This is a genomic window from Bradyrhizobium sp. 139 (assembly GCF_023074175.1).
Taxonomy (GTDB): Bacteria; Pseudomonadota; Alphaproteobacteria; order Rhizobiales; family Xanthobacteraceae; genus Bradyrhizobium.
The window spans coordinates 20,331-41,975 of record NZ_JADPKS010000176.1 but is presented as its reverse complement, the minus strand read 5'-3'; the positions used below and the strand labels follow the sequence as shown (position 1 = coordinate 41,975).

General features: G+C 64.0%; 19 protein-coding genes. 10 read left to right on the top strand and 9 right to left on the bottom strand.

The window, feature by feature from the left end:
- Positions 1-143 precede the first annotated feature (143 nt).
- From IVA80_RS37850 to IVA80_RS37840, 3 genes are read right to left on the bottom strand one after another with little or no spacing between them, the layout of a single operon-like run.
- On the bottom strand, positions 144-737 hold the full coding sequence (locus IVA80_RS37850; protein WP_247440210.1) for a GNAT family N-acetyltransferase: 594 nt from the start codon (positions 735-737) through the stop codon (positions 144-146).
- Positions 734-1,816 (bottom strand): alpha/beta fold hydrolase, encoded by a 1,083-nt coding sequence (locus tag IVA80_RS37845; RefSeq protein ID WP_247440209.1) that lies wholly within the window; start codon positions 1,814-1,816, stop codon positions 734-736. The genes IVA80_RS37850 and IVA80_RS37845 overlap by 4 nt, the downstream gene beginning before the upstream one ends.
- Positions 1,813-2,196 (bottom strand): hypothetical protein, encoded by a 384-nt coding sequence (locus tag IVA80_RS37840; RefSeq protein ID WP_247440208.1) that lies wholly within the window; start codon positions 2,194-2,196, stop codon positions 1,813-1,815. The genes IVA80_RS37845 and IVA80_RS37840 overlap by 4 nt, the downstream gene beginning before the upstream one ends.
- A 172-nt stretch (positions 2,197-2,368) precedes the next feature.
- Here IVA80_RS37840 and IVA80_RS37835 point away from each other — a divergent pair, with 172 nt between their 5' ends.
- A complete protein-coding gene (locus IVA80_RS37835) occupies positions 2,369-3,283 on the top strand; it encodes an alpha/beta hydrolase (protein WP_247440207.1) in 915 nt (304 codons plus the stop codon).
- Here IVA80_RS37835 and IVA80_RS37830 read toward each other — a convergent pair.
- The 6 genes from IVA80_RS37830 to IVA80_RS37805 form a co-directional block, all read right to left on the bottom strand.
- Entirely contained in the window at positions 3,280-3,954 is a 675-nt protein-coding gene (locus tag IVA80_RS37830; RefSeq protein WP_247440206.1) for a spermidine synthase, read from the bottom strand. The two genes, IVA80_RS37835 and IVA80_RS37830, sit on opposite strands and share 4 nt — an antisense overlap.
- Positions 3,955-3,984: 30 nt before the next feature.
- Positions 3,985-7,221, bottom strand: a complete 3,237-nt coding sequence (locus tag IVA80_RS37825; RefSeq protein ID WP_247440205.1) for a cytochrome P450 — start codon at positions 7,219-7,221, stop codon at positions 3,985-3,987.
- A gap of 124 nt (positions 7,222-7,345) precedes the next feature.
- Positions 7,346-8,341, bottom strand: coding sequence for an alpha/beta hydrolase (locus tag IVA80_RS37820; RefSeq protein WP_247440204.1), 996 nt, complete (start codon positions 8,339-8,341; stop codon positions 7,346-7,348).
- A 10-nt stretch (positions 8,342-8,351) separates the two neighbouring features.
- Positions 8,352-9,902 carry a wax ester/triacylglycerol synthase family O-acyltransferase gene (locus IVA80_RS37815; protein ID WP_247440203.1) on the bottom strand — a complete coding sequence of 517 codons (1,551 nt, stop codon included), beginning with the start codon at positions 9,900-9,902 and terminating at the stop codon, positions 8,352-8,354.
- A gap of 37 nt (positions 9,903-9,939) precedes the next feature.
- Positions 9,940-10,740, bottom strand: coding sequence for an alpha/beta hydrolase (locus IVA80_RS37810; protein WP_247440202.1), 801 nt, complete (start codon positions 10,738-10,740; stop codon positions 9,940-9,942).
- The gene (locus IVA80_RS37805; RefSeq protein WP_247440201.1) at positions 10,740-10,997 is read right to left on the bottom strand and encodes a DUF6489 family protein; all 258 of its coding nucleotides are present in this window, start codon (positions 10,995-10,997) and stop codon (positions 10,740-10,742) included. The genes IVA80_RS37810 and IVA80_RS37805 overlap by 1 nt, the downstream gene beginning before the upstream one ends.
- A gap of 304 nt (positions 10,998-11,301) precedes the next feature.
- Between IVA80_RS37805 and IVA80_RS37800 the strand changes: the two genes are divergently transcribed.
- The 9 genes from IVA80_RS37800 to IVA80_RS37760 all read left to right on the top strand — a co-directional run bounded on the left by IVA80_RS37800 (position 11,302) and on the right by IVA80_RS37760 (position 21,643).
- The gene (locus IVA80_RS37800) at positions 11,302-12,897 is read left to right on the top strand and encodes an ABC transporter substrate-binding protein (protein WP_247440200.1); all 1,596 of its coding nucleotides are present in this window, start codon (positions 11,302-11,304) and stop codon (positions 12,895-12,897) included.
- Between the two features lie 104 nt (positions 12,898-13,001).
- On the top strand, positions 13,002-13,982 hold the full coding sequence (locus IVA80_RS37795) for an ABC transporter permease (protein WP_247440199.1): 981 nt from the start codon (positions 13,002-13,004) through the stop codon (positions 13,980-13,982).
- 49 nt (positions 13,983-14,031) lie between these two features.
- Positions 14,032-14,964, top strand: a complete 933-nt coding sequence (locus IVA80_RS37790) for an ABC transporter permease (protein ID WP_247440279.1) — start codon at positions 14,032-14,034, stop codon at positions 14,962-14,964.
- Positions 14,965-14,977: 13 nt separating this feature from the next.
- Entirely contained in the window at positions 14,978-15,964 is a 987-nt protein-coding gene (locus tag IVA80_RS37785; RefSeq protein ID WP_247440198.1) for an ABC transporter ATP-binding protein, read from the top strand.
- A complete protein-coding gene (locus IVA80_RS37780) occupies positions 15,961-16,950 on the top strand; it encodes an oligopeptide/dipeptide ABC transporter ATP-binding protein (protein ID WP_247440197.1) in 990 nt (329 codons plus the stop codon). Before IVA80_RS37785 ends, IVA80_RS37780 begins: the two co-directional genes overlap by 4 nt.
- An 81-nt stretch (positions 16,951-17,031) precedes the next feature.
- On the top strand, positions 17,032-18,837 hold the full coding sequence (locus IVA80_RS37775; protein ID WP_247440196.1) for a gamma-glutamyltransferase family protein: 1,806 nt from the start codon (positions 17,032-17,034) through the stop codon (positions 18,835-18,837).
- A 9-nt stretch (positions 18,838-18,846) separates the two neighbouring features.
- Positions 18,847-19,557: a DUF1028 domain-containing protein gene (locus IVA80_RS37770; protein WP_247440195.1), complete on the top strand. Its 711-nt coding sequence runs from the start codon at positions 18,847-18,849 to the stop codon at positions 19,555-19,557.
- Positions 19,554-20,543 carry an ABC transporter ATP-binding protein gene (locus IVA80_RS37765; protein WP_247440194.1) on the top strand — a complete coding sequence of 330 codons (990 nt, stop codon included), beginning with the start codon at positions 19,554-19,556 and terminating at the stop codon, positions 20,541-20,543. Before IVA80_RS37770 ends, IVA80_RS37765 begins: the two co-directional genes overlap by 4 nt.
- Positions 20,543-21,643, top strand: a complete 1,101-nt coding sequence (locus IVA80_RS37760) for a dipeptide ABC transporter ATP-binding protein (RefSeq protein ID WP_247440193.1) — start codon at positions 20,543-20,545, stop codon at positions 21,641-21,643. Before IVA80_RS37765 ends, IVA80_RS37760 begins: the two co-directional genes overlap by 1 nt.
- The last annotated feature ends 2 nt before the right edge of the window (positions 21,644-21,645 follow it).

Below are 21,645 nucleotides of genomic sequence, written 5' to 3'. Positions count from 1 at the left end.
GGGCACGGCTTATATGTCATAGTTAATTGTGCATCGCAATATCTTTGCTGCACTGCGATATCACAAATTCGTGAACAGCCTCAATGGACGCATTATGATGTCTCTGTAGCCATTAGAGGGCCCGGCGGTCCTCTCGCTCGCCCCTAATGCTGGACGGCGCTTGGCAGGCCATAGACCTCCATCTGGGCCTGGACCTGCGCGATGTTGTGCCCGAGCACGACGATGTCGTGGGTCTTGCCGTCGAGGTCCCGGACATGGTCCCGCAGCAGTGCCTCGGCCTTGAAGCCCAGACTTTCGAACAGCGCGATCGCCGCCTGCTGGTCGACCGTCATCTGGACCGAGAGCTTTTCGAGGCCCGCACCCAGCGCGAGCGCAAAGGTCTCCTGTGACAGCACCCGCCCCACGCCCTTCCCGCGCACGTCGAGCGAGACCACCATCCGGATCTCGCCGACATGGGGCGACCAGGAGTGAGGATCGCGCACCAGCGTGCCGCAGCCGACAACCTTGCCGTCCTTTACCGCAAGAAGGCTCGTGATCGCGCCACGCTCGATCTCCTTGACCCAGGCCGACAACACCTTCGGCTCACTGATGTTGCGCGGCAGGAACAACAGGTCGTGGGTCGGCAAGCCCTTGCCGAAGGCCAGCACCGCAGCCTCGTCCGCGGGCGACATCAGGCGGACCTCGATGTCACCGGCATCGGTCTTGACGTGACGCGGATAGGAACGCTGCTCACTCATGTTGATCTCTTTCCCAGCCAGGAGTCCAGTTTCGGCCACAGACGCTTCAGCGCGTTGGCGCCGGCGACGAGCGAGACGTGACCGCCCTTTAGCATCACCTCTTCCTTGTCCTCGGATCCGATCTTGGCGATCAGGTGCTTTGCGGCGTCGTAGGGCACGATGTGATCGTGCTCGGCCACTGCGTGCAGGAACGGCACCTTGATGTTCTCGAGCTTCGCGGCACGGCCGCCGACCGACATGGTGTCGTTGAAAAGCTTGTTGTCCCACATCAGGTCTTTGGTGATGGAACGGAAATACTCGCCCGCAAGCGGCAGCGTGTCGGTCGCCCAGCGGTCAAACATCCGGTACGACTTCACGAACTCGTCATTCCAGATGTTTTCCCAGAGCTGGATCTGGCTCACCGTACGCGAGGCCGGCCGCAACATCTCGAAAGACGACAAGATCATCTCCGGCGGCACGTTGCCGACGCTGTCGACGAGGCGATCGACGTCGAAATAGCGACGGTCGGAGAAATTCGAAAACAGCTTCATCTCGCGGAAGTCGATCGGCGTGGTGAAGCAGATCAAATTCTTCATTGGCCCGTCCTTGAAGATCGAGCCGTAGAGCAACGACAGCACGCCGCCGAAGCAATAGCCGATGATGGAGACGTCCTGCTCGCCGGAATCCTGCTGCACACGGCGGACGCAGTCCGGAATGAAGTCGAGGACGTAATCTTCCATCCGCAGGCTCTTTTCCTCCGGCCGCGGCGCGCTCCAGTCGAGCATGTAGACGTCATAGCCGCGCCTCAGCAGGAACTCGATGAAGCTCTGTCCGGGCACGAGATCGAGGATGTAGCCGCGGTTGGTGGTCGCCATCACGATCAAGATCGGCACGCGATAGATCTCGTCCGACGTCGGCCGGTAGTGATAGAGGCTCATGGTGCCGCGCGAATGCAGCACGTCCTTTGGCGTCGAGCCGAGCGAAGGGCCCGAGGTCGAGAAATATTCGACGCCCTTGATGCTGCGCTGGATGGCGCGCTGCACCTCGGACTGAATGCGCTCTGGGATAGATGCGAAATCGAGTCCCGTTGGCGCGTTCATTTTTGCTCTCCGCCCTCAGACGGCGGGCGCTTGGTGCGCGGCGGTCGCAATGCCGTATCGGAACCCTGAGACAGGCCGGAACTTGCCGCCATCCGGCTCAGCATCGACTTGATCTCACCGATCTGGCCTTCGATGGCTTGCAGCCTTTCGGCAAGGCCAGTGACCTGCTCCCGGCTCGGCAAGTTCACGCTGACGAGGTATTTCTCCATGAGCTCGCCGAGCTGCTTCTGAGCACCTGCAGCAACTTCGCCAGCCCGGTTCATGGCTTGCGAAAATTCCGGCGACGACATGGCCTGATTGGCGAAGGAGTTGAATCCCTTCTCCATCTCACCAACCATCTTCTGCCACATGGCGACCGGGTCGTTGATCTCGTTGGTCATTGCGTCCTCCACGTCGCGAGGGCTTTTTGGCGCCCTTCTTTTTTTCGCCATACCACACTGTTGCGCGGGGCCGGTCAACCGCCAAGCAGCGGGCGCGGTGTCGCGCACGCAGCTTCTTTGCAGCGGCAAACCGTGCCATACACAATCGATCAAAAGCCAAGAGAACGCGCCCGTGAACGCCCATCAGCCGCCCCAGACCATCCGCACCAATGGCATCGATATCTGCTACGAGATCTTCGGCAACGACAATGCCGAGCCGCTGCTGCTGATCATGGGGCTCGGGGCGCAGATGATCCACTGGGATGATGCGTTCTGCGAGCAGCTCGCCGTTCACGGCTTTCGCGTGATCCGCTTCGACAATCGCGACATCGGCAAGTCGAGCCACCTGACGGGCGGCAAACGCCTGACCCCGCTCGAACTGCTGAAGCTGCGCTTCCTTAGGATTCCGGTGGCCGCTACCTACAAGCTGATCGATATGGCGAAGGACACGGTCGGCCTCATGGATGCCCTCGGCATCAAGTCGGCGCATCTGGTTGGTGCCTCCATGGGCGGCATGATCGCGCAGGAGGTGACGCTGTCGTTTCCCGAGCGCGTGCGTTCGCTGACCTCGATCATGTCGACGACCGGCAATCCGCGCGTCCCGCCGCCGACGCGCGAGGCCGCCGCGATGCTGATGGCGCCGCCGCCGCGCAGCAAGGAGGAGTTCATCGTCCGCTTCGGCGAGACCTGGAAGGTGCTGCGCGCCGGGTCCTTTCCGGAAGAGGAAGCGCTCGATCCTGATCGTGCCGAGCGCGTCTTTGCGCGCGGGCTCAATCCGGCCGGCGTCGGCCGGCAGCTCCGCGCCGTGCTCGCCTCCGGCAGCCGCAAAGAGCGCCTTCATGGCGTGAAGACGCCGACGCTGGTGATACACGGCACCGTCGATCCCCTGGTCCACCCCGAAGGCGGCAAGGACACGGTAGAGTCAATTCCCGGCGCAAGGCTGTTGATGATCGAAGGCATGGGCCACGCCCTGCCGATGCGGTTCTGGCCTGAGATCATTGGTGCCATCGACAAGCACGCGCGTGGCGCGGCGGCGCAGGCGGCCTAGCTCTTCTTGGCGATCCAGATCACGTGGCGCGCGCCGCCGCCTCTGCCGGTGGCGCGGATGCTGACGTCGTTGACGTCGAACCCGGTGCGGGCAAGGCGCCTGGTGAATGCGGGGTCGGGCCCCGACGACCAGATAGTGAGCACGCCGTCCGGTCGCAACGCCGTCTTCGCCGCTTTCAATCCGCTCGCATTGTAGAGTGCGTCATTGCCCTCCCGGGTCAGCCCCTCCGGCCCGTTGTCGACGTCGAGGAGAATGGCGTCGAAGGCCGACCGCTTCGCCCGGATGATTTCGCCAACGTCCGTCTCCCTGATATGCACCCGAGGATCATCAAGACTGTCGCCGAATACCTCAGCCATCGGACCTCGAGCCCAGGTGACCACCGCCGGCACGAGCTCGGAGACCACGATCTTCGCCTTGCTCCCGAGCACGGCGAGCGCCGCACGCAGGGTAAAGCCCATGCCGAGGCCGCCGATGAGAACGACGGGTTTTGCGACCTTCTCGATCTGCTTCGCCGCAAGCGTTGCAAGCGCGGCTTCGGAACCTGACAGGCGGCTGTTCATCAGCTCGTTGGTGCCGAGCTTGATCGAAAACTCCTTGCCTCGCCGCATCAGGCGGAGCTCTTCGTCGGAGCCGGGGATCTTGGCGGTGTCGATTTTTTCCCAGGGAATCATGCGAGAGCTTTAGCACGATCGGACGAACAATCACCCACCCGCCCAGACATCGAGCACATAGCGGTTCTTTGCGCCCATCTCCTCGATCCAGCGCGCGCTGGCCGCGGCATCGCTGCCGCTCTTCTCGCGATGGATCGCGACGAGCGTTGCCTTGACGTCGGACTCCATCCTGCCGCCGTCGCCGCAGACATAGATGATTGCGCCGTGCTCGATCAGCGGCCAAACCTTGTCCTTTTGCGCGGCGAGCATGTGCTGCACATAGGTCTTCGGACCATCCGCACGCGAGAATGCCGTGAAGAGTTCGGTGATGCCGCTTGCCGCCAGCGCCTTCAGCTCGTCCGCGTAGAGAAAGTCCTGGTCGGGATGGCGACAGCCGAAGAACAACATGGCCGGACCGAGGGCGGCGCCTTTCGCCTTGCGCGCGGCGCGCTCCTGGAGGAAGCCGCGGAATGGCGCAAGTCCGGTGCCCGGGCCGATCATGATGATCGGCACGGATGAATCATCCGGGAGCCGGAAGCCGGCCTTGGTCTCACGCACCGTGGCGTAGATCGCATCGCCCGCACGCCGGTTGGCGAGATAGTTCGAGCAGATGCCTTTGTAGACGCCACGGCCGGAGGCGGAGGGACCTCCGACCACGCCGACGGTAGCGCTGCAACGCGCTGGGTCGACCGACGGCGAAGACGAGATCGAGTAATAGCGCGGCGCCAGCAGCGAGAGCATCTCCAGATAGACGTGGAACGGCAATTCGCAGGCCGGATATTCGAGCAGCATGTCGAATACCGATTTGCGCCGGGCCAGAATCTCCGTGCGATAACGCTCGAGCGGCTCGGTCTCCTCGCCAACGAAGGTCAGCAGCTTCGGCTTGGTGACCGGGCAGCGGGTGTGCTCGGCCATGACCTGGATCTGCTTCCTTGTCGCCACCTGCTGCAGCTCGACGAACTCGCTGAGCAGGCGGCCGACCGACACGGCCTCGCCAACCGGCAATTGCGCGCGGCGGCCTTCGGCGACCTGCAGCCTGATCTGGTCGCCCGGCAGGAAGCCGAAGCGGCGGGCGACCGAATCCACCAGCGTCGGATCGTTGCGCGGAACGACGCTCAGATGATCGCCGACGCGATAGGTGATGTTCGACGGCAGCTGCACCTCGATATGGCGCGTCGATCGCCCCGACGGATTGGCCCCGCTCTTGTTCTGCAATTCGTCATTGACCAGCACCTTCATTGCCACCGCACCGCCCTGGGCCACGATGGTGTTGACGGCGGTCACCGCCACCGGCTCGATCGCGTAGAGCGGAGCGTCCTCCGCGGTGCGGGTGAAATTCCAGTCGACCCCGAATTCCTTGGTCGCAACTTGGGCAGCCGCCGGGAACCATTTCTGGAATTGGCCGTCGAGATCGCTGCGCGCGTCGCCCTCGCCGCGCGGATAGACCGCGCGCGCACCATGGGCCGACAATTGCTCGTCGATGAAGCGCGGCACCGATTGATAGGTCGCGGCCCAGTCGCTGTTGCCGCAGCCGAACACGGCGTAGCGCACGTTTGCAAAGGCATCGTTCGGCAACTCGCCCCCGAGCCATTTGACGAATTGCGTCGCATTGTCCGGCGGCGCTCCGTTATAGGAGGCGCAGATGATCAGCACGCCGCCGTCGTGCGGCAGCTTGCCGACGTAATCGTCGAGCGGCCCCAGATGCACGGCAAAGCCGTTGATTTCCGCGAGGTCGGCCATGCGCGTCGCAAGCTCCTCGGCCGTGCCGAGATTTGAGCCGTAAAGCACCAGCATTGGCGTGTTATGGCCGGGCCGCGTCGTCGGCTGGCGCGGTGCTTTCGGCCCCGAGGCCTTCGCGACCGTGGGCCCGCCATAGGCGCCGCGCTCGCGATCGACGCGCGGACGTACCTTGATCTTGAAGCCTTCCGGCTTCATCGTCAGCGTTTCCTTCAGATGCATCTGGTAGCGCTGATGATCGATCAGCTTGAAGCGCTGGAGGATCATGCCGAGCGCGAGTGCGGCCTCGTGCATGGCGAAGCCGCGGCCGATGCAGGCGCGCTGGCCGTTGCCGAACGGCTTCCAGGCATTGATCGGCCGCTTGGCCTCCGCCTCGCGGCTGAAATTCTCGGGATCGAAGGCGTCGGGGTTAGGTCCCCAGACGGAGGGATCGCGATGCAGCGCCGTCACCAGGATGGTGGTGAAGGTGCCCTTCCTGAGCTTGTATTTGCCGCTGCCGATGGTCTCGTCGTTCAGCGGCGAGATGCCGTAGGCTGGCGCCGGCGGCCACAGCCGCAGCGCCTCTTTCAGGATCTGCGTGATGTAGGTGAGCTGCGTCACCTGCTGGTAGGTCGGCTTCGCATTGACATCAGGACCGAAGACGCGGTCGACCTCATCGTAGGCCTTCTTGAGAATCTCCGGATGCTTCAGGAGCGCATAGAGCGTGCAGGAGAGGAGGCCGCTGGTGGTCTCGTGGCCTGCGATCAGGAACGTGTTGATCTGGTAGCGGATGTTGACGTCGTCGAGCTGCTCGCCGGTCGAGCGATCGACGCCGGTCATCATCGCGGCGAGCATGTCCTTCTTGTCGTCGATCCCTTCCGCGCTCTTGCGGCGTTCGGCGATGATCTCGTCGACCATCTTGTTCATGAAAGCGACGTCTTCGGCCAAGGTCTTGCGCCGCTTCTGCATCCAGAGCTGCTCGAACGGCAGGCCGCGCGTCATCATGATGGTTTCGAGCGAGCGCACCAGCGACTCGACGAAGGGATGGTAGTCGCGCCGGTAGAACGAATTGAAGCGGTACTCGAAGCCGCACAGGCCGATCGTATCCAGCGTCAGCGCCGTCATGTCGTGAACGACATCGATCTCGTCGTCGGCGTTGAGCCGCTCCCATTTGTTGACAAGCTGTTCGGCGATATCGACCATGCTCGGGTGATAGGACTGCATGGCGCGGTTGCCGAAGGGCTGAAGCAGGATGTTGTGCGCCTTGCTCCAGTTCGGCTCCCTGGTGTCCGCCGTGAACAGGCCGTCGCCGCCGACCGCACGCACCCGACGCAGCGCGCCGCGCACCGTCTTGTCGAAACGCTTCTCGTCGGAGAGCTCGTCGACGAGATCGTGGCCGGAGACGACAACGATCGGCGAGCCCATCATGTCGAGCCAGAAGATCGGGCCCAATTCCTTCGCCAGCCGCGTCAGGTGCTGCACGGGTGCAGCCGAGTCCAGCGACAGCATGTTGCCCACCACCGGCTTGGTCGGCGGCTGCGGAATTGGGGCCAGACGGTTCTTGGATGACATTGAATGCGTTTCCCCTCAGTAACCCCCGTCATTGCGAGGCCCCCTAGCGACGAAGCGATCCAGACAGTCACCGCGGAGAGATTTCTGGATTGCTTCGTTTCGCCGTTTCGCTCGCAATGACGAGCTAGCCGAAGCGCCTTCTACGCCATTCGATCAGCTTGGCGCTGACCTCTTCCGGCTTCTCCTGCTGCGTCCAATGGCCGCTGTCGCGGACCAGATATTTCTCGAGATCGGGTATCAGCTTGTCCATGCCATCGGCGGAAGACGGCGGCAACACCGCGTCGTTCTCGGCCATGATCATCAGCGACGGCACCCGTACCGTATGATCGAGCCCTTCGGCACGCATCCAGTTGCGCGACATGTTGCGGTACCAGTTGATGCCGCCGGTAAAGCCGGTCCTGGTGAAATTGTCGACGAACACCTTCTTCTCTTCCGGCGACAGGATCGGCGTACGCGGATCGTGCTTCGCGTCATAGGCGGCAATCATCTGCGGAAACGCCAGATTGACCCGCGGCGAAGCGCCGACGCCGGCAACCACTTCCTCTGCGGGCGCGTCGGGCGGGCGCGGCGCCGGCTTGCGCATGAACGCATCGAAGGTTTGCTCGACGCGGCTGCCGAAGATCCTGTCGGGCTCACGCGTCGGGTCCTGGAACTGCACGATGTACATCTTGTCGCCGAAGCGCGTGCGCAGGAGCTCGATCGGATCGGCCCAGGCCCGGTTGGTATGAGGAGTGTTGATGCCGACCACCCCGGCAACCCGGTCGATGTGCCGCAACGGCATCTGCCAGACGATGAAACCGCCCCAATCGTGACCGACGAAGATCGCCTTGTCGACGTTGAGATGATCGAGCAGCCCGACAAGGTCGCCGGTCAGGTGCTCGATGTCGTAGGCCTCGACCGGCTCGGGCCGATCGGTCGCGCCATAGCCGCGCTGGTCCGGCGCGATCACGCGGATACCGGCCGCACTCAGCGCCTTGATCTGGTGGCGCCAGGAGAAGGCAAGCTCGGGCCAGCCGTGGCACAGCACCATCGGTGGTTTGTCGGTGACCGGGCCCGCCTCGTAATAGCCCATGCGGATTCCGTTCGTCTGCGCGAATTTGAGCGGCGGCATTTCGATCATCGGGACATTCCTATTCCGCGGCGCCCTTGAGGTCGGCCGCCGGCGGCGCGTAGGCGGCTTCCAGCGCGGCAAACTCCTCCGGCAGCATGTCGCACATCACCTGCACGTGCGGAATGATGTTGGCACCGACGATGAAGCCGAAATCGAGCTGATCGCGATAGCTCTGCACCGTGATGTTGAGCGCCTGTCCATGCGTCGAGATCGACACCGGGAAGATGTGCAGCAGCTCCGCGCCGGCGGCATAGAGCGTCTGCCGCGGCCCCGGCACGTTGGACACCGTGATGTTGGCCGCCGGCGGCAGCACATCCGACAGGTTCGAGCGGCTGTAGAGCAGCGCCAGAACCTGCACCATCATCGGCGCACCCAGCATCGAGATGTTGGAAATCTGCGGCATCAGGGCGCGCAACGGATGCGACATCTCCTTGGACTTGGTCGACTGCGCGATGATTGCCTCCAGCCGCGCCTTGGGATCGTCGATATTGGTCGCGATCGAGCAGATCATGCCGAACACCTGGTTGTTGGCCTCGATGTTGCCTTCTTCGCGCAGCGAGATCGGCACGGCGGCGGTCAGCGATTTCGCCGGGAGCGTGCCATATTGCTGGAGGTAGCGCCGGACCACGCCGGAGGCGAGCGCCAGCACCACGTCGTTGAGCTTGCCGCCGGCCTGCTTGGCGAGCGCCTTTGAACGCGACAACGAGATCGAGACGCCGGCAAAGCTGCGTTCCGAGGAAATCGTCTTGTTCAGCATGGTCGGCGGCGACACCATGCTGGCGAGGCTTTCCCGCGATTTCGGATCGGAGATTTTGCCGAGCACGTCGGAGACGCTCTTGACCATGGTCGGGATGTTGCCGGCGAAACGCACCGCGCTCTCGATCTGGTACATCGCGTTATCGAACAGGATCGAGCCGATATCGCTCTTGCCCGTGCGCGGCAGTTGCAGATTCTTCGCAGCGGCCGAAGCATCGAGCGGTTGGCTGAAGAGTAGCTGATAGGAATTGAGGAGGTTCGCCGCAATGTCGCGCGGCTCTTGTCCGGGCTTGCTGCCCGCCGCCGGCGGATCGACCTGCCGCGGGATCGGCGAGATGTCGTAGATCATGCTGGTCAGCGCCGCCCCGGCGCCGCCATCGATGGCGGCATGGTGCATCTTGGAATAAAGCCCGACCTCGTTGTTCTTCATGCCCTCGAACACATAGAACTCCCAGAGCGGGCGCGCGCGGTTCAAGAGCTTGGCGTGCATCCAGCCGACGATGCGCTCGAGCGTGGCGCGGTCGCGCGGCTGCGGCAGGCTGGCGCGGAAGATGTGGCGGTCGATGTCGAATTGGTCGTCCTCGACCCAGGAGGGATGATCGATATCGAGCGGCGCCTTCTCCAGCCGCGCCTTCAAGATCGGCGCGATGTGCAGGCGCGAGACGATCATCGCCTTGAAGTCTTCGAAGAAGTCGCCCTCGTAGTCGTCGGGCAGGCGAAAGATGGCCATGCTGCCGACATGCATCGGCATCTCCGGCGTTTCCAGATAAAGAAACGATGCGTCCAGCGACGACAGCTTCTTACCGTCAGCCATAGTTCCCTCCCGCGACGGGCGCCTTCAGCGCTTCTCGTCAGGCCGATATTGCCCGTTCCGGCGGGGCATATGCAATGGCAAACAGCCCTGCCCGGTCAAATGGCGAGAATTCTCCCTCCGGTTGCGCCAGACGGTCCGCCACGGCCCACAGCGCCGCCGGGTTCACGCCGAGCCCGATATGGCTCGCCAGGCGCACCTCGATATTTTCGGCGCGGTCGGAGGGACGCAACAAACAGGTTCGCCAGTTCACGACACCGTCGGCACGCGAATAGATCGAGCTGGTCGGCACCGGCAGGTCCCCGGCAATCGCCTCGCGCAGTTCGGAAGAGTCCTCGACACGCTCGCCGGACAGCGCCTCGTAGAGCCGCGTGGCATTGGTCGCCCGCACGTCTTTGGCAAAGGGGCTGCCGAGCGTGACGACGTAACGAACCATCTCGGGCGCCTGGAGCGCGAGATCGCGGGCATAGACGCCGCCGAGACTCCATCCGACCAGGCTGACCTTGCGCCCACTTGCGGCATGGATTTCGGCAAGGCGCGCGCGCAGCGAATCCCGCATCCGTCCGAGCCCGCCAAAATTGCGGCCCATCCGCCAGGCATGCGCCTCATAGCCGAGCTCACTGAGATAGCGCCGCATCGGCGCCATGGAGAGATCGCTGGCGAGAAAGCCCGGCAGCGCCAGCACCGGATGGCCGTCGCCTTTGGGCGCGCGCATCAGGACCGGCGACAGCAGCAGGCTGGTGTTGAATTCGAATAGACCACGGGCTTCGGCGAGCAGCAAACCGAGGCCCGGCGGACGAAGCCGGCCTGAGGTCTGCGGCCCGTCCGGCCCTGGCGGCATTATTTCTTCTTATCGTTGCTGCGCGTTCCGCCGAGACCGGCCATGGTGACGAACATGTCCTGAAACCGCTCCGCGATCTTGGGATCGAAGGTGAACCAGCTTTGGATCAGCGATTCCGGCGAGACTTTGTCGATGTTGCTCAAGACCTGCTGCTGCAGCTTGTCCATGACGGCGATCTGCATCGGCCCGACATCCGGCAGCCCGAAGAACTGGCGGGCCTCAAGGGGGGTGCAGTCGATTTCAATGTTAACTTTCATGTCCCCTCCAGATGAGATTCGAGCCGTCGGCCGCAGTATCGCCGCGAGTTGCGGTGCGACGCAAGCGACCTGATGCCAGCGCGACGTGTCCCGTCCCGCAATCGGCTCGCATGGTCAACCAAAGTCGAAAGTCGCAGTCCTCCATGCCAGGCAGCACGGTCAGCATTGCTGCACAGCGGTGCGACTTGGCGCGTTCCTTGCTGGAATGGCGCTTGCACGGACCGAGAACTCTGGGCAACATGGATTGATCGGCCGGCCGAACAAATCAAAAATCACCGGCACGGCGGTGTGGAGAGGGTTAAGTATGTCAGTTGGTCGAACTCTGTTTGCGGCGACGCTCGCCGGTATGCTTGCGTTGACGATGTCGCCGGCGTCGAGCCAGACGCTACGCTATGCCAACCAGGGTGACCTGAAGTCGCTCGATCCGTACTCGCTGAACGAGTCCACCACCCACGCCCATCTCGGCCATGTCTATCAGGGCCTGACCGCGCGGGACAAGGACCTGAAGATCATCCCGGCGCTGGCGGAGAGTTGGGAAACTCCGGAGCCGACCCGCTGGCGCTTCCATTTGCGCAAGGGCGTAAAATTCCACAACGGCGACCCCTTCACCGCCGACGACGTGCTGTTCTCCGCCGACCGTGTCCGCAACAAGAACTCCAACATGCAGACCCGCCTCGCACCGAACGTCAAGGTCGTCAAGGTCGACGACTATACCGTCGACTTCGTCCTGCCCTCGCCCAATCCGATCCTGCATTCGTCGTGGGACGTCTGGTACATCATGGACAAGAAATGGGCGGAGGAGAACAAGGCCGTCGAGCCGACGCCGGTGTCCGCGACATCACCGAGCTACGCCTCACTGCACGAGAACGGTACCGGTTCCTTCATCATCGAGAGCCATCAACCCGGCGTGAAGACCGTGTTCAAGGCCAATCCCAATTACTGGGGCAAGATGGAAGGCAACCTGAAGGAAATCATCTTCACCCCGATCGCGTCCGACGCCACCCGCGTGGCCGCGCTGCTCTCGGGCGAGGTCGATGTGATCGAGCCGGTGCCGATCCAGGACATCTCACGCGTCGATTCGAGCCCGAATGCGCAGGTGCTGAAGGCGCCCGAGCTGCGCACCATCTTCATCGGCTTCGACACGGTTCGCGACGAGCTGCTCTACTCCAACATCAAGGGCAAGAACCCGTTCAAGGACGTCAAGGTCCGGGAGGCCTTCTACAAGGCGATCGATATCGAACTGATCAAGACGCGCGTGATGCGGGGACTGTCGACACCGTCGGCACTGATGATCGCCCCCGAACTGTTCGCACTGTCCAAGGAGTTTACACGGCCCAAATTCGATCCGGACGGAGCCAAGAAGCTCCTGACCGAAGCCGGCTATCCCGACGGCTTCGAGGTCACCATGGATTGTCCGAACGATCGCTACGTCAATGACGCCGCGATCTGCCAGGCTGTGGTCGGCATGCTTGCCCGCATCGGCGTCAAGATCAATCTGCTGGCACAGCCGAAGGCGCAATACTTCGCCAAGGTGCTGAAGCAGGGTGGCTACCAGACCTCCTTCTTCATGCTCGGCTGGACGCCGAGCACGATGGATTCGCACAATGTGATGAATGACATCATGGGCTGCCGCGACGATGCGAAATCCTCCCGTGGCGAAGCCAACCTCGGGGGCTATTGCAACAAGGACTTCGACGCTCTCACCGATAAGGTGCTGGTCGAAACCGACACCAACAAGCGCAATCAGATGATCAAGCAGGCCTACGAGATCAGCATGAAAGACTGGGCCTACATCCCGTTGCACCAGCAGGCGCTGGCCTGGGGCGTGTCGAAGAAGGTGAACCTGCCGCAGCGCGCCGACAATCTGGTCATGTTCCACTGGGCAACCAAGAAGGAATAGCCTCTGTTCAACACGAGGTCCCGGCAGCGTCAGGCTTCCGGGACCTTTCCTTTTCCGGCTGACAACGACGTCGACCAGACGCACACCCAAGGATAGTGGAAGGCATGCTCGCTTTCACTCTTCGCCGCGCCCTTCAGGCCATCGGCGTCATGTTTGCCGTCGGCATCATCGCGTTCTCGATGTTCCGCTTCGCAGGCGATCCCGTCAACCAGATCGTCTCGATCGACACGCCGGCGGCCGAACGCGAGGCCGTGCGCAAGTCGCTCGGCCTCGACGATCCCGTCCCGGTGCAGTTCGTGCGCTATTTCGGCAATGCCGCGCAATTCAAGTTTGGCGTGTCCTATCAGTTCCGCCAACCGGTCTCGGCGCTGTTGATGGAGCGGATGCCCGCGACGCTCGAACTCGCGATCTGCGCGACCGTGTTTGCAATGGTGCTCGGCATCCTGATGGGCGTCTATTCGGCGCTCAGGCGCGACACCCTGCTCGCCAAATTATTCCAGGCGGTCTCGCTGATCGGCATCTCGCTGCCGACTTTCCTGATCGGCATCCTCCTGATCTATTTGTTCGCGGTGACTTTGGGCTGGCTGCCTTCGTTCGGCCGCGGCGAGGTGGTCAAGCTCGGCTGGTGGACGACAGGCCTTCTTACGCTATCGGGGCTGAAGGCCTTGATCATGCCCTCGATCACGCTCGGCCTGTTCCAGATGACCCTGATCATGCGGCTGGTGCGCGCGGAGATGCTGGAAGTGCTTCGGACCGACTATATTCGCTTCGCCCGCGCCCGCGGGCTGACGACCCGTGCCATCCATTTCGGCCACGCGCTGAAGAACACGCTCATTCCCGTGATCACGATGGCCGGATTGCAATTTGGCTCGGTTATTGCATTTTCGATCATCACCGAAACCGTGTTCCAATGGCCGGGCATGGGGATTCTGTTCGTGCAAGCCGTGCAAAACGTCGATATCCCCATCATGGCCGCCTATCTGCTGATGGTCTCGCTGATCTTCGTGACCATCAATCTGGTGGTCGACATCCTCTACACCGTGGTCGATCCGCGCCTGCGCTCGACCATCGGCCGCGCCGCATAAGGCAGCCTCTATGTCCGACGCAGTCGCCTCCAATTCCGACAAGCCGAGCATGTTGCCGAAGCATGCCGCTCGCAGCTGGTTCAGCCGCGCGCTCGACAGCGACATCTTCTATTCGTTTCTCCGTTCCAAGCTGACAATGGTGGCAGCGGCGATCACCGTGCTGTTCTTCCTGCTCGCGATCTTTGCATCCTGGCTCGCGGTACAGAACCCGTTCGATCCGGCGCAGCTCCAGTTGCTGAACTCGCGGATCTCGCCGATCTGGACCGCCGACGGCCAGAGCCCGTTCCTGCTCGGCACCGACGAGCAGGGCCGCGACGTGTTCTCCGCCATCCTCTATGGCTTGCGCATCTCGCTCGCCGTCGGCGTGGCCGGCGTGATCTTCGCCGGCGCGCTCGGCATCGCGCTCGGCCTGATCGCCGGCTATTTCGGGGGCACGGTCGACGGCGTGATCATGCGGATCGCCGACGTGCAACTCACCTTCCCCGCCATCCTGATCGCGCTGCTGGTCAATGGTATCGCGAAGTCGATCCTCGGCAACCGGCTGGACGCCAACAGCATGCTGGTGGTGCTGGTGATCTCGATCGGCCTGAGTTTCTGGGTGGGCTATGCCCGGACGGTGCGCGGTTCCGTGATGGTCGAGAAGAACAAGGACTACGTGGCGGCCGCGCAGCTGATCGGCTTGCCCGCACCAAAGATCATGCTGCGGCATGTGCTGCCGAACACGATGGGCCCGATCCTGGTCATCGCCACCATCAACCTCGCGCTCGCCATCATCACCGAGGCCACACTGTCCTTCCTCGGCGTCGGCCTGCCCGACACGATGCCGTCTCTCGGCACGCTGATCCGGATCGGCAACAACTATCTGTTCGCCGGCGAATGGTGGATCGTCGCCTTCCCGGGCATCGCGTTGGCCGGCCTGATCCTGTCCATCAACCTGCTCGGCGACTGGCTGCGCGACGCGCTGAATCCAAAGCTCCGATGAGTACGCCTGACCCATGACCGAACCCATCCTTTCCGTGCGGAATCTCCAGGTGGAATTCGCCTCACGCCGCGGCACGCTGCGGGCCATCGACGGTATCTCGTTCGACATCGCCAAGGGCGAGGTGCTGGGCGTGGTCGGCGAATCCGGCGCCGGCAAATCCGTCACCGGGCTTGCGGTGATCGGCCTGATCGATCCGCCCGGACGCATCGCCGGCGGCGAGATTCGCCTTGCGGGCCTCCGGATAGACAATCTGCCGCCGGAGGAGATGCGCCGTATCCGCGGAAAACGGATCGGCATGATCTTCCAGGATCCCCTCACCTCGCTCAATCCGCTCTACCGCGTCGGCGACCAGATCATCGAGACGATCAGAACCCATCTGAACCTATCCGAAACGGCCGCCCGCCGCCGTGCCATCGACCTGCTCGCCGAGGTCGGAATTCCCGCACCGGAAAAGCGCATCGACGGCTATCCCCACGAATTCTCCGGCGGCATGCGCCAGCGGGTGGTGATTGCGCTCGCGATCTGCGCCGAGCCCGAGCTGATCATCGCGGACGAGCCGACCACTGCACTCGACGTCTCCGTGCAGGCGCAGATCATCTCCCTGATCAAGCGTCTTGGCCGCGACCATGGCACCGCCGTGATGCTGGTGACCCACGACATGGGCGTGATCGCCGAGACCTCCGACCGCGTCGCGGTGATGTATGCCGGCCGCGTCGCCGAGATCGGTCCGGTGCAGGACGTCGTCAGGAATCCGTTGCATCCTTACGCCAAGGGCCTGATGGGCGCGATCCCGACGCTTGCGGGGGACGACAAGCGCCTGGTGCAGATTCCCGGCTCCATGCCGCGCCTGTCGGCGATCCCGCGCGGCTGCTCGTTCAATCCGCGCTGCGCATTCGCGTTCGATCGCTGCCGGGTCGAGCGGCCGGAGCCGCTGCCACGCGGCGCGCAATCCGTCGCCTGCCACCTCTATGACAATGTGCCGGCGGAGAGCGCGGCATGAGCCTTCCCTTCGTTCAGGCAACAAATCTGCGTCGCGTCTTCGACGTCTCGAAACCCTGGCTCAACCGTGTGCTCGAGGGCGGACATCTCGAATATCTGAAGGCCGTCGACGGTGTCACTTTCGACATCAGGAAGGGCGAGACTTTTGCGCTGGTCGGAGAATCCGGCTCGGGCAAGACCACGGTGGCGCGGATGGTCGTCGGCCTGCTGCCGCCGAGCTCCGGCAACGTCTTGATCGACGGCGTCTCGATGACCGATCCGCGGCAGGCGCCGGCACGCCGAAAGCTGCGCCGCCGCATCCAGATGATCTTCCAGGACCCCTATGCGAGCCTCAACCCGCGCTTCCGGGTCGATGCCATCATCTCCGAGCCGATCCGCGCCTTCGACCTGATCCAGGGCGAGCGCGACATCCAGGCCCGCGTCGGCGAGTTGCTCAGCCTCGTCGGCCTGCATCCCGACGACCGGCTGAAGTTTCCGCATGAATTCTCCGGCGGCCAGCGCCAGCGCATTGCGATTGCCCGGGCGCTCGCCTCCAACGCAGAATTCATCGTCTGCGACGAGCCGACCTCGGCGCTCGACGTCTCCGTGCAGGCGCAGATCCTGAACCTGATGCGCGACCTCCAGGACAAGTTCGGCCTGACCTACATGTTCATCAGCCACAACCTCGCCGTGGTCCGCCACATGGCGAGCCGCGTCGGCGTGATGTATCTCGGCCGCATCGTCGAGATCGCGGAGGGACGCGAGCTGTTTGCCCGTCCTCGCATGCCCTACACCAGGATGCTGCTGGGCGCCGTGCCTGATCTTGCCATGAGCGGCCGCCAGCGCATTCCGGTCAAAGGGGAGATCCCGAATCCGATCAATCCGCCGCCCGGCTGCGCTTTCAATCCGCGGTGCCCGCTGGCGTTCGATCTCTGCCGCAAGGAGGCCCCGGAACTGATCGACGGCGTCGCGTGTCACGCGGTCAACACCGCGCCGGTACCGGCGTGACGCGCGCGTGCCATGCTATCAGCGCATTGGCGGCCCGGCATCGCCTGTGATCAATTGCGCGCGTCGCAACTGAGGTAATCCATGGCCAGCAACGTCAATCCCGATCCCTTCACGACGCGCCCCGAGATCGAGGGTACATTCGGCGTCGTCGCCACCACGCACTGGATCGCGACCGCAGTCGGCATGGCCATGCTGGAAAAGGGCGGCAACGCCTTCGACGCTGGTGTCGCGGCCGCCTTCACGCTCCAGGTGGTCGAGCCGCATTTAAACGGCCCGGGCGGAGACGTGCCCATCATCGTGCATGACGTCAAGCGTGGGCGTACCGAGGTGATCTGCGGCCAAGGGCCGGCGCCGGCGCGCGCCACCATCGCGCATTACAAGAGCGAAGGCCTCGACATGGTGCCCGGCACCGGCCTGCTCGCGGCCTGCGTTCCTGGCACGTTCGAGTCCTGGATGATGCTGCTCCGCGATTACGGCACGATGCGGCTGCGCAACGTGCTGGAGCCCGCGATCTCCTATGCCCGCGACGGCCATCCGCTGGTCGAGCGCGCCTGCGCCACGATCCAGACCGTCGAGCAATTGTTCCGCAAGCATTGGCCGACTTCTGCCGCGGTCTACCTCCCCAACGGCGAAGTGCCGAAGCCCGGCACGCTCTTCACCAACAAGACGCTGGCCGCGACCTACGCACGAATCCTGAGCGAGGCCGAGAGCGGCGACGGCGGCCGCGACGCCGAGATCGAGCGCGCACGCAAGGCCTGGTCACAAGGCTTCGTCGCGGAAGCCATCGACAAATTCTGCCGCACCCAGGAAGTCATGGACGTCAGCGGCTCGCCGCATCGCGGCGTGCTCTCAGCCGACGACATGGCGCGCTGGCAGCCGACCGTCGAAGCCCCCCTCACCTACGACTATGGCCGCTACACCGTCTGCAAGGCCGGCGTCTGGAGCCAAGGGCCGGTGACGCTGCAACAGCTCGCGCTGCTGAAGGGCTTTGCGCTCGACGGGCTCGATCCAACCGGACCGGAGTTCATCCATCTCCAGATCGAATGCGCAAAGCTCGCCTTCGCCGACCGCGAAAAATTCTACGGTGATCCCAAGTTCAGCGAGATCCCGATCGCGACGCTGCTGTCGGACGCTTACAACGACGAACGTCGTAAGTTGGTGACCGAGAAAGCTTCACTCGATCTCCGGCCCGGCGCCGTCGAGGGCTTTGGTGGCGTGGTCAAGCTGCGCCGCGCTGAAGGCCAGCGCGAGGCTGTCGGCGCGCTCGGCGCCGGCGAACCAACGGTAGGGCGCTTCGGCGAGGTGCGCGGCGACACCGTGCATTTCGACATCATCGACAAGGCCGGCAACATGGTGTCCTCGACGCCGTCGGGCGGCTGGCTGCAATCCTCGCCTGTCATTCCCGAGCTGGGCTTCTGCCTCGGCAGCCGCGCACAAATGTTCGATTTGGAGGAGAACCAACCGAGTTCGCTGGCGCCGGGCAAGCGCCCGCGCACGACGCTGTCGCCGACCATGGCGCTGCGCGACGGCGAGCCGTATCTGGCCTGGGGCTCGCCCGGCGGCGACCAGCAGGACCAATGGATCACGCAGTTCTTCCTGCGCCACGTCCATTGCAATCTCAATCTCCAGGAGTCGATCGACGCACCGGCCTGGCACTCCGAGCATTTTCCGATCTCGTTCTGGCCGCGCACCGCGCGTCCCGGCGTGCTCGTGGTCGAGAACCGCGTGCCCAAAGCGACGATCGAGAACCTTCGCGAGCGCGGACATATCGTGGAGATCGGCCCCGACTGGTCCGAGGGCCGCCTCACCGCCGCCTCGCGCGTCGGGGTGCGCCGCCGCGCCGCCGCCAATCCGCGCGGAATGCAAGGCTACGCCGCAGGGCGCTGAGGGCAGCACATGACCTGGTCGATCATCGCGCGAGACCCTGTCACCGGCCAGTTCGGCATCGCCGTTGCGACCCGCTTCTTCGCCGTCGGCGCGCGCGTGCCGTATGTCGCGGCGGGCCTCGGCGCGATCGCGACACAGGCCTTCGTCAATCCCTATTATGGGATCGACGGCGTCAAGCTGCTGCGTGAAGGCCTGAACGCGCACGACGTTCTCGCTGCCCTGCTCGCGACCGACGATGGCCGTGAGAGCCGGCAGATCCACATCATGGACGCAAATGGCGCGATTGCCGCGCATATGGGCCGCGACTGCGTCGACTGGTGCGGGCACATCTCAGGCAGCGGCTTTTCGATCGCCGGCAACATGCTTGCCGGCGCCGACGTGCTCGACGAGACCGCGAAGACCTATATTGCCAATGACAGCCTGCCCTTCCCGCGCCGGCTGCTCGCCGCCATGCGCGCGGGCGAGGCCGCCGGTGGCGACAAGCGCGGCAAGCAGTCGGCGGCGCTCCTGATCCACGGCGAGGAGGAATGGCCGGCACTGGACGTGCGCGCCGACGATCATCCCGATCCGCTCGGCGAGCTCGAGCGGCTCGAACGGGTCAGCCACGAACTCTGGGTTCACTTCCGCAGCTCTATGCCAACTCGGCAGAATCCTGCCGGCAACACCGATCGCAGCGTCATTGACGCCAGCATCGCCGCGGCAAGTGCAAAACGATCATGAGCGCAAGCCCTCTCATCGAGATCAAAGACCTGCGCATCCGCTTCCACGGCGACGACGGCCGCATTACCTATGCGGTCGACAGCGTCGATCTCAGCGTCGCCAATGGCGCAACGCTCGGCCTTGTCGGCGAGTCCGGCTGCGGCAAGAGCGTGACGTCGCTGGCGATCATGGGATTGCTGCCGAAACAAAGTGCGGAGATATCGGGCGCGATCCGCTTCGACGGTTTTGACCTTCTGAAGACCTCGGACCAGACCCTGCGCGACCTCCGCGGCAACCGGCTGGCGATGATCTTCCAGGAGCCGATGACGTCGCTCAATCCGAGCCTCACCATTGGCGACCAGATCACCGAGACCATTCTGCGCCATCGCGGCGGCTCCCGGCGCAGCGCGCGCGAGCGGGCCATCGAGCTGCTGCGCCGCGTCCACATCCCCTCGCCCGAGCGGCGCATCGACGAATATCCGCACAAGCTCTCAGGCGGCATGCGCCAGCGCGTGATGATCGCGATGGCGCTTGCCTGCGATCCACGGCTTCTGATCGCCGACGAGCCGACCACCGCGCTCGACGTCACCTTGCAGGCGCAGATTTTGGAGCTGATGCGCGAATTGAAAGCGGCGAGCGGCGCCGCCATCATCCTGATCACCCATGATCTCGGCGTCGTCGCCGAGGTCTGCGACGAAGTCGCGGTGATGTATGCCGGCGAGATCGTCGAGCGCGCGCCGGTGGACGAATTGTTCTCCACGCCGCAGCACCCTTACACCGTCGGCCTGCTCGGCTCGATCCCGCGGCTGGACCACCGCGCGGAGCAGCTGGCCACGATTGAGGGCATGGTGCCGAACATGATGCGGCCCCCGGCGGGCTGCCGCTTCGCCGCACGCTGCCCGTTCATGCTGGACGCCTGCACCAAGGCGCCGCCGCCGCTCGTCGAGATCAGCCCCGGCCACCTCTCGCGCTGCATCCGCGCGCCGCTCGAACGTCTGGTGTCGTGATGGCGCTGCTCGAGGTCAAAGGCCTGGTCAAGCATTTCGTCGCCCAGCGCTCGCTGTTCGGCCGGGCGCTGGCGCATGTCAAAGCGGTCGATGGCGTCAGCTTCTCTCTCGAAGCCGGCAAGACGCTGGCCCTGGTCGGCGAATCCGGCTGCGGCAAATCCACCGTCAGCCGCCTGGTGCTGCGGCTGATCGAGCCCGATGCGGGCACGGTGCGTTTCGACGGCCGCGACCTGCTCTCGCTCGATGCCGCCGCGCTGCGAAAATTCCGCCGCGAGGCGCAAATCATCTTCCAGGACCCCTACGCCTCACTCAATCCGCGCATGACGGTCGGCCAGATCCTGACCGAGCCGCTGGCACTGCACGATCTCGTGCCGCCGTCGCAACGGCGAGAACGTGTCGCGGAAATATTGCGGTTAGTCGGGATGGAGCCGCGGCTGGAACGGCGTTATCCGCACGAATTCTCCGGCGGCCAGCGCCAGCGCATCGCGATCGCCCGTGCGCTCGCGGTCGAGCCGAAGCTGATCATTTGCGACGAGCCGGTCTCGGCACTCGACGTCTCGATCCGCTCGCAGATACTCAATCTCCTGCGCGAGCTCCAGGACCGGCTCGGGCTTGCGTACATTTTCGTCTCGCATGACCTCGCGGTGGTCAAGCACATCGCCGACCACGTGGCGGTGATGAATCTCGGCCAGATTGTCGAAACCGCGGAGGCGGACGCACTGTTCGCCGCGCCGCGCCATCCCTATAGCCGGGCGCTGCTGTCCGCGATTCCCGTGCCTAAACCGCGGGCAAAGCGCAGCCGGATTGTGCTCCAGGGAGAGATCCCCAGCGCGCTCACTCCGCCGCCGGGATGCCGCTTTCACACGCGCTGCCCCTATGTCGCCGAGCGCTGCCGCAGCGAAATGCCTCAGCTGCTGCCGGATGGCATCGGACATGCAACGGCCTGCCACCGAACGTCGGAACTGCCGTCCTCCGAGGCGATCGTCCCAGTGGACGGCGGCTTCTCGCCGGTTCTTGAAAAATTGGTCGCCGCCTTCAGCGGCGGCCCGGAAGCAGTACGCGGCAGCGGGGTTAGTTCATTGGGAACGGACCCGGCATAGCC